General features: G+C 70.4%; 13 protein-coding genes. 10 read left to right on the top strand and 3 right to left on the bottom strand.

The annotated features are described in order from the left end of the window. Positions 1–139: 139 nt before the first annotated feature. Positions 140–595: a lysozyme inhibitor LprI family protein gene (locus ACW9J6_RS19655; protein ID WP_457118196.1), complete on the bottom strand. Its 456-nt coding sequence runs from the start codon at positions 593–595 to the stop codon at positions 140–142. A 305-nt stretch (positions 596–900) separates the two neighbouring features. Between ACW9J6_RS19655 and ACW9J6_RS19650 the strand changes: the two genes are divergently transcribed. From ACW9J6_RS19650 to ACW9J6_RS19630, 5 genes are all read left to right on the top strand, one after another. Next, a complete protein-coding gene (locus ACW9J6_RS19650) occupies positions 901–2,052 on the top strand; it encodes an HD-GYP domain-containing protein (RefSeq protein WP_457118195.1) in 1,152 nt (383 codons plus the stop codon). Between the two features lie 518 nt (positions 2,053–2,570). After that, a complete protein-coding gene (locus ACW9J6_RS19645; RefSeq protein ID WP_457118194.1) occupies positions 2,571–4,229 on the top strand; it encodes an OFA family MFS transporter in 1,659 nt (552 codons plus the stop codon). 228 nt (positions 4,230–4,457) lie between these two features. Further along, the gene (locus ACW9J6_RS19640; protein WP_457118193.1) at positions 4,458–4,727 is read left to right on the top strand and encodes a hypothetical protein; all 270 of its coding nucleotides are present in this window, start codon (positions 4,458–4,460) and stop codon (positions 4,725–4,727) included. A 67-nt stretch (positions 4,728–4,794) separates the two neighbouring features. Next, the gene (locus ACW9J6_RS19635) at positions 4,795–5,655 is read left to right on the top strand and encodes an SDR family oxidoreductase (protein ID WP_457118192.1); all 861 of its coding nucleotides are present in this window, start codon (positions 4,795–4,797) and stop codon (positions 5,653–5,655) included. 420 nt (positions 5,656–6,075) lie between these two features. Further along, positions 6,076–6,615, top strand: a complete 540-nt coding sequence (locus ACW9J6_RS19630; RefSeq protein ID WP_457118191.1) for a hypothetical protein — start codon at positions 6,076–6,078, stop codon at positions 6,613–6,615. A 25-nt stretch (positions 6,616–6,640) separates the two neighbouring features. Here ACW9J6_RS19630 and ACW9J6_RS19625 read toward each other — a convergent pair whose 3' ends face one another. Beyond that, on the bottom strand, positions 6,641–6,901 hold the full coding sequence (locus tag ACW9J6_RS19625; RefSeq protein WP_457118190.1) for a DUF6894 family protein: 261 nt from the start codon (positions 6,899–6,901) through the stop codon (positions 6,641–6,643). 563 nt (positions 6,902–7,464) lie between these two features. Between ACW9J6_RS19625 and ACW9J6_RS19620 the strand changes: the two genes are divergently transcribed. Both ACW9J6_RS19620 and eutC read left to right on the top strand, forming a co-directional pair. Next, positions 7,465–8,844 carry an ethanolamine ammonia-lyase subunit EutB gene (locus ACW9J6_RS19620; RefSeq protein ID WP_457118189.1) on the top strand — a complete coding sequence of 460 codons (1,380 nt, stop codon included), beginning with the start codon at positions 7,465–7,467 and terminating at the stop codon, positions 8,842–8,844. Next, the gene (eutC, locus tag ACW9J6_RS19615) at positions 8,841–9,647 is read left to right on the top strand and encodes an ethanolamine ammonia-lyase subunit EutC (RefSeq protein ID WP_457118188.1); all 807 of its coding nucleotides are present in this window, start codon (positions 8,841–8,843) and stop codon (positions 9,645–9,647) included. The genes ACW9J6_RS19620 and eutC overlap by 4 nt, the downstream gene beginning before the upstream one ends. Before the next feature lie 408 nt (positions 9,648–10,055). Here the strand turns inward: eutC and ACW9J6_RS19610 are convergent, their stop codons facing one another. Further along, entirely contained in the window at positions 10,056–10,964 is a 909-nt protein-coding gene (locus ACW9J6_RS19610) for a LysR substrate-binding domain-containing protein (protein ID WP_457118187.1), read from the bottom strand. 170 nt (positions 10,965–11,134) lie between these two features. On the opposite strand from ACW9J6_RS19610, the gene ACW9J6_RS19605 reads away from it, so the two are divergent. From ACW9J6_RS19605 to ACW9J6_RS19595, 3 genes are all read left to right on the top strand, one after another. Continuing rightward, the gene (locus tag ACW9J6_RS19605; RefSeq protein WP_457118186.1) at positions 11,135–11,881 is read left to right on the top strand and encodes an SDR family NAD(P)-dependent oxidoreductase; all 747 of its coding nucleotides are present in this window, start codon (positions 11,135–11,137) and stop codon (positions 11,879–11,881) included. 27 nt (positions 11,882–11,908) lie between these two features. Further along, complete coding sequence (locus ACW9J6_RS19600) at positions 11,909–12,745, top strand: alpha/beta fold hydrolase (protein WP_457118185.1); 837 nt, start codon at positions 11,909–11,911, stop codon at positions 12,743–12,745. Positions 12,746–12,828: 83 nt separating this feature from the next. Next, complete coding sequence (locus ACW9J6_RS19595; RefSeq protein WP_457118184.1) at positions 12,829–13,575, top strand: SDR family NAD(P)-dependent oxidoreductase; 747 nt, start codon at positions 12,829–12,831, stop codon at positions 13,573–13,575. Positions 13,576–13,579: the final 4 nt, after the last annotated feature.

Below are 13,579 nucleotides of genomic sequence, written 5' to 3'. Positions count from 1 at the left end.
CGGGGTGAACAGGCGCATGGGAAGCCTCTCGGCGCGGAACGCTCGCCGCGGGCGGGGATCTCTCCCGCGGCCCGGCGGCACTGTCGCGACCCTAGCACCGGGGGGCGCGGGCGCCGGTGCGCTCCCGCACGGGCGCCGGTCAGCTCCGGAGTTCGTTGATCCGCGCCACGAGGTGGTGGATCTTGCAGGCTGCCGCGACCTGGCCGGCCGCCGAGCCCCCGTGGAGGTCGAAGTCGTAGACCGCGTCGCAGTGGAGCCGGTCGTACTCCTCGAAGGCCGCCTGGGCGGCCAGGAACGCCTTGCGCCACGCCTCCGCGTCGGCGGCGCCCGCGAGGCTGCCGGGACTGGGCGGGCGCTTGGCCACGGCGTCGATCGCCGCGAGCTTGCGGTCGACCTCCTGGCGCATCTGCACCTGCAGGGCCTTGGCGGCGTCGTCCAGGCAGGCGCCCTTCTTGTACTCGGGCAGGCCGGGCGCGGCGCAGCGGCGGAAGATCGGCGCCGCCGCGAGCGGCGTGGCGGGCGCGTAGGGATCCTCCGCGGCCGGGCAGGCCGCGCCGAGACCGAGCCAGACGATGAGTGCTGCCGCGCCGCGCATCGATTCCCCCGTACGGCCGAGCTTCCCCGAAATCCGGCCCGCCGCAACCGGTCGCCGCCCCGTGCGGGACCCTATGCCGCACCGCAGCCCACCTCTCCCCAGGGGGCGCTGTTGCGACAGCGTCATGACGCAGCGATGACAGGCCCTCGTACGCGCGGTCAGCCACGAATTCCCTAGAGAGATTCAACGATCCTTAAGGGCAGGAGGGAAAGACTTTCCCTTAGGAAGCGCCGCATATCTCGGCACAGCCGAAGCGCAAACAACCAAGGCGTGCATCGACGCCATCAGATCGAGAGCCCGAAGGGATGGATATCCTTCTCGTAGACGACAGTACGACGATGCTGCTGCTGCTGCGGAGATATTTCGCCGGGGACGAGGGTCTGACGATCCGGTCCTTCGTCGATGCCCGTGACGCCCTGGCGGAAGCGCAGGTCCGCGCCTTCGACCTCGTGCTGGTGGACTACCACATGCCGGAGATGGACGGGATCACGTTCATCCAGCGGATGCGCGAGATGCCGCACTACGCGCAGGTCCCGGTCGTGGTCATCACCAGCGACGTGGCGGACGCGGTCAAGCAGGCGGCGCTGGAGGCCGGCGCCACCGATTTCCTGGCGAAGGGGACGCGGGGCATCGAGCTCGGGGTCCGGCTGCGGAACTTCGTCCGACTGGCCACCGCGGTGCGGCGGCTGGAGGATCAGGCCACCTGGCTGGCGGGAGAGGTCGAGCGGGCGGTCCGCCACATGCGCGAGCGCGAGGCGGAGATCATCTTCCGCCTCGCCCTGGCGGTCGAGTATCGCGACAACGACACCGGCGAGCACACCTGGCGGGTGGCCAGGTACAGCCAGCTCATGGCCGAGGGGCTCGGCCTCGATGCGGATTTCTGCCGCCAGCTCTACCTCGCGGCCCCGCTGCACGACGTCGGCAAGGTGGCGGTGCCCGACGGCATCCTGCTCAAGAAGGGCCGGCTCGACGAGGACGAGTTCGCGGTCATCCGCAACCATACCCTCATCGGCAAGCGGATCCTCGGCGATTCCTCGGGGGCGCTGATCCGGCTCGCGGCGGAGATCGCCGAGGCGCACCACGAGAAGTGGGACGGAACCGGCTACCCGAACGGCTGGGCCGGGGAGGCGATCCCCCTCCCCGCCCGGATCGTGGCGGTGGCGGACGTGTTCGACGCTCTGACCTCGGTGCGGCCCTACAAGCGCGCGATGTCCTTCGAGGAGGCGCGCCAGCACATCGTCGCGGAGCGCGGCCGCCACTTCGACCCGGCCTGCGTCGACGCCTTCCTGCGCCGCTGGGACGACGTCGTGGCGGTGACCGCGTCCGCCGAGGGCACCGACCTGTCGGCGCTCGCCCACGAGACGGCGCCCTGGGCGCGGGTGCCCGAACTCCTGCGCGAGGTGGCCGAGGGGCCCGTGGACGCGCCCGAGCCGCCGGCGGTCCGGCGCCGCGCCTGACGGCCCGGCGGGCACGCCGCGGCGCCGATCGGGAGTCCGGCGCGCGCCCGTGCGCCGCGGGCGGCCGGGCCGCCCGCGGCAGCCGCTGGCCCGCAGATCCCGGGCGGCCCGCGATCCGCCGCAGACTCGGCATGAGGGACCGCGCCCTCCGGTGCGATGTCGCCATCCGGCGGGGCCGCATCCGACGCCCCTCCTCCCCATGCCGGAACAACAGACCGCGTCGCCGCCTCCGCTGATCCGGGCTTCCGACAGACGAGATGCGCGACTTGCCTGCGGGAGACACAATCCCGTGCCACCGGATCGCCGCCCGGATCCGGATCAAGCTTGACTGACTTCGGGGCAAATATTGTTCGATGAGCGGCGGCGGCGCTCGAAAAACGCCCCCGCGACCGGCAGCCTTCGACGAAGGGATGAGGGATGAAGGGGCCGAGCGGGGCCGTGCCGGCCTTCCATCGGCTTGGCGACGTTCTACAACGACCGACCAACGATCCGGATGAGATCGACGTCGAGGAGACGCCATGTCAGTCGAGCTTGCCGATTCCCCCCCCGGCCTCGCGGCGCCCGGCCGCCTGTCGCGGGAGGCCATCGTGGCGAAGGCGGGCTTCAACCGGTGGTTGGTGCCGCCGGCCGCCCTCGCGATCCACCTCTGCATCGGCATGTCCTACGGGCTGTCGGTGTTCTGGCTGCCCCTGTCGCGGGCGCTGAGCACCGGCCAGCCGGCCCCGGCCGCCTGCCCGGACATGAGCCTGATGACCGCCCTCGTCACCACGCGCTGCGACTGGCGGGTGAGCGACCTCGTGATGGTGTTCTCGATCGGCATCGTGATGCTGGGGCTCTCGGCCGCCCTGTTCGGGGGCTGGCTGGAGCGGGCGGGCCCGCGCAAGGCCGGCCTCGCCGCGGCCCTGTGCTGGGGCGGCGGCTTCCTGATCGGGGCGCTGGGCGTCTCCCTGCATCAGCTCTGGCTGATCTGGCTCGGGATGGGCGTGATCGGCGGGATCGGGCTCGGCCTCGGCTACATCTCGCCGGTCTCGACCCTGGTGAAGTGGTTCCCGGACCGACGCGGCATGGCGACCGGCATGGCGATCATGGGGTTCGGCGGCGGCGCGATGATCGGCTCGCCGCTGGCCGACCTCCTGATCAACCGGTTCAAGGGCCCGGGCGAGGCCGGGGTCTGGCAGACGCTGGCGGTGATGGGGGTGGGCTACATCCTGGTGATGATGGCCGGGGCCTTCGGCTACCGGGTGCCGCCCGGCGGCTGGGCGCCGGACGGCTACGTCCCGCCCGCCGCCCGCAACCGCATGATCACCGCCGGGCACGTCCACCTGCGCGACGCGCACAAGACGGTGCAGTTCTGGCTGCTCTGGGCGATGCTCTGCCTCAACGTCTCGGCCGGGATCGGCGTGCTGGCGCTGGCCTCGCCGATGCTCCAGGAGATCTTCGGCGGCGCGCTGATCGGCCGGCCGGACCTCGGCTTCTCGGCCCTCGACGCGGGCCAGAAGGCGCAGATCGCCGCGATCGCGGCGGGCTTCGTGGGCCTGCTGTCGCTGTTCAACATCATGGGCCGCTTCTTCTGGGCCTCGCTGTCGGACCGGATCGGCCGCAAGGCCACCTACGCGATCTTCTTCGCCCTCGGGGCCGTGCTCTACGCCACCGCCCCCTTCGCGGCGGGCATCGGCTCGAAGGCCCTGTTCGTGGCCATCGTGTGCGTGATCCTGTCGATGTATGGCGGCGGCTTCGCGACGATCCCGGCCTACCTGGCGGACGTCTTCGGCACCCAGTTCGTGGGCGCGATCCACGGCCGGCTCCTCACCGCCTGGTCCACGGCGGGCGTGGTCGGGCCGCTCGTGGTCACGGCGATCCGGCAGGCCCAGGTCGATGCGGGGGTGCAGGGCGCGGCCCTCTACAGCCGCACCCTGACCATCCTGGCGGGATTCCTGGCGGTCGGCCTGGTGGCGAACCTGCTGGTGCGCCCGCTGGCGGCGCGCTGGTTCATGAGCCCGCAGGACGTGGCGGCGGCGGATTCGGCGGCCGCGCCGAAGGCGGCCTATGGCGGCTCGGCCGGGATCGGCCGCGGCGGCCTGACGCCCGCCGCCGCCCTGGCGTGGCTCGCCGTCGGGGTGCCGATCGCCTGGGGCGTCTGGATCACCCTGTCGAAGGCCCTGATCCTGTTCCGCTGAGGCGGAGCAGTCGCGCCCCGCGCGGAAGGTCCCCCGCGCGGGAGGTCCCCCGCGCGGGAGGTCCCCCGCGCGGGCGGTCCCGGCGAGAGACGGCCGCAATCCCCTCCCGCCCCCGGGGGCCCGCTCCCGTGCGGCGTCCCGCCCGCGGAACAGGCCCCGCGCGAGCCGGTTGGTGCTGCATCGCGCCCGCACCGGACGGGCGGCCATCTGTTCCCCGGAGCTCTCGTGATGCGCGCCTGCGCGGTCGGCCTTCTGCTCGCCCCCCTCCTGCTCGCGGCCGGTCCCGGCCACGCCCAGCCCTACGGCCGCGCCCACCCGGGCGACGGGCCTGAGGTGACCGGCAGCCTCCGCGGGGGCGCCGGCTACGGCGACTACCCGCCGCGCGTCGGCCCGCAGGTCTGCCAGAAATGGTGCGAGGCGGACCTCGTCCCCTGCGACCCGCCGAACTTCAAGATCGCCGACGGCCGCTGCCGGCCGAACAGCGGCGGACGCTTCTGAACCCGTGAATCCCGGCCGCGGCGCGCGCGCCGCGGCCCTCCCGTGGCGTTGCGTCAGGAGTTCATCCATGCCGGATTTCCCCAAGCCGCCCTTCGACCGCCAGAAGCCGATCCCGATGCCGGGACGCGACGCGGAGATGGACCCGCGGCCCGATTACGGCGAGAGCCACTACCGCGGCAGCGGGCGCCTGCAGGACCGCAAGGCGATCATCACGGGCGCCGACAGCGGCATCGGCAAGGCGGTCGCCCTCGCCTTCGCCCGCGAGGGGGCCGACGTGCTGATCAGCTACTACGACGAGCACGACGACGCCCGCGACGCCGCCCGCCTCGTCGAGGAGGCCGGCCGCAAGGCGGTGCTGGTGCCCGGCGACATCAAGGATCCGGCCCATTGCCGGGCGATCGTCGAGAAGGCGGTGGCGGCGTTCGGGCGCGTCGACGTGCTCGTCAACAACGCCGCCCACCAGGCCACCGTGCAGTCGGTCGAGGACCTCTCCGACGAGGAGTGGGAGGTCACCTTCCGCACCAACATCCACGCGATGTTCTACCTGACCAAGGCCGCCCTGCCCCACATGCGGCCGGGATCGGCGATCGTGAACACCACCTCGATCAACGCCGACACGCCGAGCCCGCAGCTCCTCGCCTACGCGACCACCAAGGGGGCGATCCAGAACTTCACCGGCGGCCTGGCGCAGTTGCTCGCCGAGAAGGGCATCCGGGTGAACTGCGTCGCGCCGGGGCCGGTCTGGACGCCGCTGATCCCCTCGACGATGCCCCGGGAGAAGTTCGAGCAGTTCGGCATGCAGGTGCCGATGAAGCGCCCGGCCCAGCCCTGCGAACTCGCCCCGGCCTACGTGCTGCTGGCCGCAGAGGAGGCGAGCTACGTCTCCGGCGCCACCATCGCGGTGACGGGCGGCAAGCCGCTGATCTGACGTCACCGACCGGACTGCACTCGCGGCGCCGCGCCCTCGTGCGGCGCCGCGAGCGTGCTGGCGGCCGCTCGTCCGGTCGGGGCGGCTCCAACGCACCCGGTCCAACCCCGTGCATCTGCCGCTCGGACGACGTAGCGGTCAGCAATGCACTCGGTCAGATCAAGTCAGCCATAGTTCCGATCGTTGCACTGCAGGGCCAACCGACTGACTCTGACCTTGCGAGATCATCCATTCGGCGGATGACGCCCGCATTCCGTCTGGACTTGATTGTCGGCGCGTCGAAAGGAGACGCGGCCGGTGCGGCGTCGCGGGCCATCGAGCCCCGATGCCGTGCCGCGTCCCGCCGGAGAGGCCGGATGGCGGGTCGAACCCCGCCGGCCGCCGGTCCACGAGACAAACGTCGCAGCCGGAGGAAACCTCATGCGCCACAGCCTCGCCGCTCCGCTCGCCTTCCTCGCCGTCGCGGCCCTCGCCGGGCCCGCCGCGGCGGAGGACCTGCCCCGGGAGGGCAGCTTTCGGATCACCTACACCTCCGTGAACCCGGCCCCGGGCAAGCCGGTGCAGATCGGTCCGTCCCGCACCAGCGCCGCCGGGGTCAGCATCATGGCGGCGGTGAACCAGACCGGCGGCGCGCTCCTCCACAACATGGCGGGGCGCTGCAGCAGCAGCGCGATCTTCGACGCCGAGGCGAAGACCTTCGAGAACGAGGGCTACTGCGACTACGTCGACGCCCAGGGCGACCATGTCTACGAGAAGTACACGTTCGCCGCGCAGCCGATGGCGCCGCGCCTGAAGGGAACGGGCGAGTGGATCGGCGGGACCGGCAAGTTCACCGGCCTCTCCGGCGTCTTCGACATCCAGGCGAGCCGCCTCGCGCCGCTGGCCGAGGGGGTCGCGCAGAGTGTCGGCGAGAAGACCGGCTCCTACACCATCCGGGAGAAGGTCGCCGGCGTGAAGTGACCGGAGCGGCGGGACGGCCCGTCCGTCAGGCCGCCACGCCCACCGGCGCGGCGGTCTCGGCCATCGCCAGGGCACCGAGTGCGAGGCGCATCACGGTCCGCCCGGTCTCGTCGCGCACCGACAGGGCGAGGTCCTCGACCTCGCCGCAGGGCAGGGGCGCGCTCGCGCAGGAGCGCAGGGCCAGCATCGCCTCCGCCCGCGCCGCCCGCATGTCGGTCAGGACCACCCCGACCTCGTCCCGCGCGCCGAATCCCTCCGCCTCGATGTCGAAGAAGTAGCGATGCATGTGCGTCCTCCCACGCCGGCGCCGTGCCGCGAGCCCGATCCGGTCACGCTCGCTGCGATGCAAAAGCCGTTCCGGCGACGCGTCCCCACCGTAAGTAGTTCGCCGAAGCGGCCGGGCCAGGGCCGGATCACCGCATCTTACTCCCCCGGGGTAGGAGGCCGGAAGCCCCCGGCCGCTCCATCCGGCCGAGGCGCCGGCGGGGGGCGGGAAAGGCCGCGAAATCAACCGCTTGGACCGCCCCGATTGCACCCCGGGCTGGCCCTGCCCTAGAGGCTGTTATGGCCCGTAGGCAGGTGTTGTGCTGTCCAGGGTTGGGCGCCGGGCAGGAGCCGGGTGCAGCCGGTAGCGGGGCTACCGGCAAGGCCGGCGACGCACCCGGAGCCCCACCCCGGACAGCCCGCAGGGTCGCGTGAGCGACGCCATCCGCGGCGTCGGCCAGGAGAGGCAAGGCAGCCAGCCTTGCCTCTCCTGGCCTCCTGCCGGGCTGGACGTCGCTGACGCGACACAACACCTGTCTACGGGCCATAACAGCCTCTAGACTGGGCTCGGGCAGGAGATCCCGCATGGCCTACCGCCACGTCGTCGGCCCCCGCAGCTGGGTGTTCGCGGACCTCGCCGAGCTGATGGCGAAGGCGAGCCCGGTCCGCTCGGGCGACCGCCTCGCGGGGCTCGCGGCGGGCAGCGCCGAGGAGGGCGTGGCGGCCCGCTGGTGCCTGGCCGAGGTGCCGCTGCGCGACATCGTGGCCCGGCCGCTGATCCCCTACGAGGCGGACGATGTCACCCGGCTGATCCTCGACACGCACGACGCCGCCGCCTTCGCGGGCATCGCCCACCTGACGGTCGGCGATTTCCGCGAGGTCCTGCTCAAGGCGGACGCGGCGACGCTCGCGCGGCTCGCGCCCGGGATCACCCCGGAGGTCGCCGCCGCGGTCTCGAAGATCATGCGCAACCAGGACCTGATCCTGGTGGCCCGCAAGTGCCGGGTCGTGACCCGCTTCCGCAACACGATCGGCCTGCCCGGCACGATGGCGGTGCGGCTCCAGCCCAACCATCCGGGCGACGACCCGGCGGGCATCACGGCGGCGATCCTCGACGGGCTCGCCTATGGCTGCGGCGACGCGGTGATCGGCATCAACCCGGTCTCGGACTCGGTCCAGGCGATCACGCGGCTCCTGCACCTCCTCGACGACCTCATCGCCCGCCTCGCGATCCCGACCCAGGGCTGCGTGCTCACCCACGTGACCACCACGCTCGAGGCGATCGGGCGGGGCGTGCCGGTCGACCTCGTCTTCCAGTCGATCGCCGGCACGCAGGCCGCCAACGCCTCCTTCGGCGTCACCCTGCCGCTGCTGTCCGAGGCCCGGGAGGCGGCGCTCTCGCTCAAGCGGGGCACGCTGGGCGACGACGTGATGTATTTCGAGACCGGCCAGGGCTCGGCCCTCTCGGCGAACGCCCATCACGGGATCGACCAGCAGACCCTGGAGGCGCGCGCCTACGCGGTGGCCCGCGCCTTCCGGCCGCTCCTCGTCAACACGGTGGTGGGCTTCATCGGGCCCGAATACCTCTACGACGGCAAGGAGATCATCCGGGCCGGGCTGGAGGACCATTTCTGCGGCAAGCTGATGGGCGTGCCGCTCGGCTGCGACGTCTGCTACACCAACCACGCCGAGGCCGATCAGGACGACATGGACACGCTGCTGACCCTGCTCGGCGCGGCGGGGGTGAGCTACGTCATGGGCGTGCCGGGGGCCGACGACGTGATGCTGAACTACCAGTCGACGTCCTTCCACGACCAGCTCTACCTGCGCGAGGTGCTCGGCCTGAAGCGGGCGCCGGAATTCGCCGCCTGGCTCGCGCGGATCGGCCTGACGGATGCCGAGGGGGCGCTGCTGCCCGGGGGCGCCGCGCCGCTGCTCGCGGCGGCGCCGGGGCGCGCCGCATGAACCCCGAAGGAGCTTCGTGGGAGGAGGCCTGGGCGCGGCTGCGCGCCCTCACCCCGGCCCGGATCGGGCTCGGCCGGGCCGGATCCGGCCTGCCGACCCGGGAGGTTCTGTCCTTCGCCCTCGCCCACGCCCAGGCCCGCGACGCGGTCCACGCGGCGCTCGACGTCGCGGCCCTGCGGGCGGGCGTGGCGGGGCTGGGGTGTCCGGTGGTCGCCGTCGCCTCGGCGGCACCCGACCGGGCCACCTACCTGCGCCGGCCGGATCTGGGGCGGAGGCTCGACGGGCCGAGCGAGGCCCGCCTCGCCGCCGCGGCTGGGTCCCCCGTCGACCTCGCCCTGGTGGTGGCGGACGGGCTCTCGGCCCGGGCGGTGCACGCGGGGGCGGTGCCGCTGCTGGCGGCGCTGGCGCCCGCCCTCGCCGCCTCGGGCTGGAGCCTGGGGCCGGTGGTCGTGGCCGAGCAGGCCCGGGTGGCGCTCGGCGACGCGGTCGGGGCGGCCCTGCGCGCCCGGGCGGTGGCGGTGCTGATCGGCGAGCGGCCGGGCCTGTCCTCGCCCGACAGCCTGGGGGTCTACCTCACCTTCGATCCGCGTCCCGGCCGGACGGACGCGGAGCGCAACTGCCTGTCGAACATCCGCGGCGCGGGCCTGCGGCCGGAGGTGGCGGCCTTCAAACTGCACTGGCTGCTCGGCGAGGCCTTCCGCCGGGGGCTGACCGGCGTGGCGCTCAAGGACGAGAGCGACCGGCTCCTCGGGGCGGAGGGCGCGGTGGCGGCGGTCACCGGCGGTGAGGCGCGTTCCCCGTGAGCGTCAGCACGGATCGGCGCGGGGCCGCGTTGACGGCGCGTCGTACGGACGCTTCATGTGATCGGTGCTGCGGCCACCCTCACCGCCACGATCAAGGACGTCCAGTCGGACTCTCGCGTCAAGTGCGTCGGTGATCGACGGCATTGAGATCTGTCCGGCAGGGGTGGCTTTACTGACATTCTAGAGCAGTATTCGATCAATTTGCGCCCGGACATCGCTCTATATCCTTGATTTTTACGGATTTCCTGCGACAAACCGGTATCCACTTCGTCGGAAAATGCTCTAGCTCGCGGACGCAGTGCAGGCGGCGGGCCCCATTCGGGGCTCACGCGAGCGTCCCGGATGGGCATGCGAGTGGGAACCGGCACTATCGGTTTGCTGTGAATGCACCCCAATCGGAGCCACGTGTCACCGGGTCTGACGTGTTCCGGCCGGCCCTGCAGCGATAAGCTGGTCAAGCCCAGCAAGAAAGGTCTTCAATACGGGTGAAGAATTGTCCGACCGGTAACCAACGGCCAAATCGATGGTCGGTGGCGTTCCCTTGAGCGGCCGGCTCACAACCGACCAGGGCAGGAGTGCCTCGACATAAGCCGGCAAAAGCGCGACTCCGCGTATCGAAGCGACCAGCGACAAGCCCGTGGCGAAGTTCTCGATACGGTGGCTGGGCGTGAGGTCCACGCCCTGCTCCCGCAGATAATCCTCGACCACGCTTCGCAGCACGCTCGCGATGTCGGAGAAACCCACCAGCACCTCGCCACCGAGCGCTTTCGGATCGATCTCGCTTTCTTCAGCCAATCGGTGATCACTTGGCAGGATCACGACGATTGGCTCCTTCGCGATCACTTGATAGATCACATCTTGCCTTGGCTCGACGCGAAGAAAGCCAAGATCAAGCTCGCCGTTCTGGAGCGCGTCAGCGAGATCTGGCGAGTACAGGCTTGTCACCTTGAATTCTATCTTTGGGAGATCAGCTCTCAAGATGCGTGTGACGTGGGGAAGCCAGTCGACCTCTTGCCCCGTCAGGAAACCCACGGAGAAAACCGCCTTCGATGGGCGAGCCGCGCGACGGGCGGCTTTGACCGCTTCGGAAGCCTCGCCGACCGCCAGGCGCGCGTGGACAAGGAAGGCGCGCCCGGCCTCCGTGAGGTCAACGCCACGCGCGCCGCGCGTGAGAAGCGGCGTGCCGACTTCGCTTTCCAGATCCCGGAGCTGGCGGCTGAGAGAAGGCTGAGCGGTGTGCAGCCGCCTCTCGGCGGCGAGCGTGACGCTTCCCTCCTCGGCCACGGCGATGAAGTAGCGGAGATGCCGGAGCTCCATGCCGAGCCATGCCTCCTCGATATGGCTCGCGACCCTACAAAGTCTTTCTCACGGGCGCAAGCAAGACCTATCTTGATCTCCCGTGAGACGCGTTGAAACGGCACGCACAGGCGCCGGATACGAGTCTTCGCAAGTATCTATGCGATTTATATTTCGCCAAGGAGCTGAGAATGGACAACCGGGTCATCCTGATCACAGGTGCCTTGGCAGGCATTGGTCGCGCGACCGCGCTCGCCGCCGCGCGCGAGGGCTACAGCGTCGTTGTCTCCGGCCGAAACACCCAGACCGGCGCGGCCTTGCAGACCGAACTTCGTGCCCTCGGCGCGCAGTCTGAATTCATCCGGGCGGACGTCCGCGACGAGGCGGAGGTCCGGGCTTTGATCGAGGGAGCCGTCGCCCGCTTCGGCCGCATCGACGCGGCGGTCAACAACGCCGGCACGGAAGGCAGCGCCGGCCCGGTCGTCGACCAGACGCCGGAGGCTTACGCCGCAACGTTCGATACCAACGTGCTCGGCGTGCTGCTCTGCATGAAGCACGAATTGCGCGCCATGCAATCCCAAGGCTTCGGCAGCGTCGTCAACGTCTCTTCGACCATGGGCAGCCGCGGCGCTGCGAACGCGTCGCTTTACGTCGCCAGCAAACATGCCGTCGAAGGCTTGACCAAATCCGGCGCTCTCGAGGCCGCCGCGTTCGGCGTCCGCGTCAACGCGGTCGCGTCCGGGCCGGTCAAGACCGGAATGCTCGATCGCTTCACCGGCTCGCAGGACCGCAAGGCGGGATTGCTCGGCTCAATCCCGCTGCGCAGGGCGGCCAAGCCCGAAGAACTCGCCGACGCGATCTTGTTCCTGACTTCTGACAAGTCCTCGTTCGTCACCGGCCACACCCTCAGCGTGAACGGCGGCCGCACGGCCGTCTGAACATCACCCGCATCAAGGAATTTCGCCATGACCATCTTCACACACGACACAGCCCCGACCCAATTCGCCGAGGCCAACGGCATTCGCTTCGCTTATCGGCGGTTCGGCAGAACTGGCGGTGTCCCGATTGTCATGAACATTCACTATCGCGGCACGATGGATCATTGGGATCCGGCCATCACCGATGGGTTGGCTCGCGATCGTGAAGTCATTCTGTTCGACAACGCAGGCATCGGCGCCAGTTCAGGGGAAACCCCTGCGAGCATTCCGGCCATGGCCTCGGACGCCATCGCCTTCATCGAGGCGCTCGGGATCAGCAAGACCGACATCCTCGGATATTCGGTCGGCGGCAAGGTCGCGCAGGAGATCGTCGTGCAGGCGCCCGATCTCGTGCGCAAACTGATCCTGGTGGGCACCGGGCCGCGCGGCGGCGACACCGCCGCCAGCAAGTCCGCGGAGATCTTCTCGGCCACCTACGACCCTCCCGAGCACCTCTGGATCGCGGCGCATTTCCTGCCCAATGCGGCGGGCCGCGCAGCCGGATTGAAATACCTCGAACGCAAGTTCCGTCGTCAGGACCGCGTCCCGGAAGTCAGTGAGGCGTCCGCCGCCGCGCAGTATGCGGCGATCGTCACCTCGAACCAGAAGACCGACGGCGTGTGGGACTACCTGGCCCACATTCATCATCCGGTGCTCGTGGTTGATGGCAGCAACGACCTGATCATCCCCACGATCAACGGCTTCACACTGCAGCAAAAACTGCCGAATGCTCAGCTCATCATCTACCCGGATTCCAGCCACGCGCCATTTTACCAGTATCCGGAGCTATTCCTGGCCCACGCGGCCCTGTTCCTGGACGCGTGACGGGGCTTGATGCCTCGGGGTCAGTCGGATGCGCCCCGGCGCACCCGATCGACATCACTTGATCCGTCGAAAGGAAGCTCGTCATGACACCGTGCAACGGAAAGACGGCACTCGTCACCGGTGCTTCGCGCGGCATCGGTCGTTCCGCCGCCTTGGCGCTCGCCAAGATGGGCGCACAAGTGATCGTCCATTACGGTCGCAACGCCGCAGAAGCGCGGTCCGTCGTCGATCAGATCAAGGCTGCGGGCGGTCGGGCGGAAGCCGTGGGAGCCGACCTTTCCGATCCCCTGGGCGCGCATAAGCTCGCCGCCAAGGTGCGAGACGTCGTCGGCGACCGCCTCGATATCCTGGTCGCCAACGCCGGCATCTCCAAGGCTGCCACGATCGCGGAGACAACGCTCGAGGACTTCGACGCACTGTTCGCCGTCAATGTCCGCGCCCCGTTCTTCCTTGTCCAGCAGCTGCTGCCGATCCTGAGGGAGGGCTCCAGCGTCGTTTTCACGTCTTCGCTGGCGGCACACGCCGCAGTGGCGAACCTGTCGGCCTATGCGGCGACCAAGGGTGCGATCGATACCTTGATCAGGCACCTCGCCTTGGACTTGGGCGCCCGGGGCGTGCGGGTGAACGCCGTCGCTCCGGGCGTGGTGGAGACCGACATGTCGAGCTTTGCCAAGACCGACGCCGGCCGTGAGTTCACTCTCGGCATGCAGGCGCTCAAGCGCGTGGCCCGGCCCGACGACATCGCCGGTGCCATCGCCTTTCTCGCCTCCGACGCCGCCCGCTGGGTGACGGGTGACACGCTGCGGGTCGACGGCGGCTCCAAGCTCTGAAGCA

The sequence above is a fragment of the Methylobacterium sp. JK268 genome, assembly GCF_054052225.1.
The sequence above is the reverse complement of the archived record's forward strand: the minus strand, read 5'-3'. Positions and strand labels throughout refer to the sequence as shown.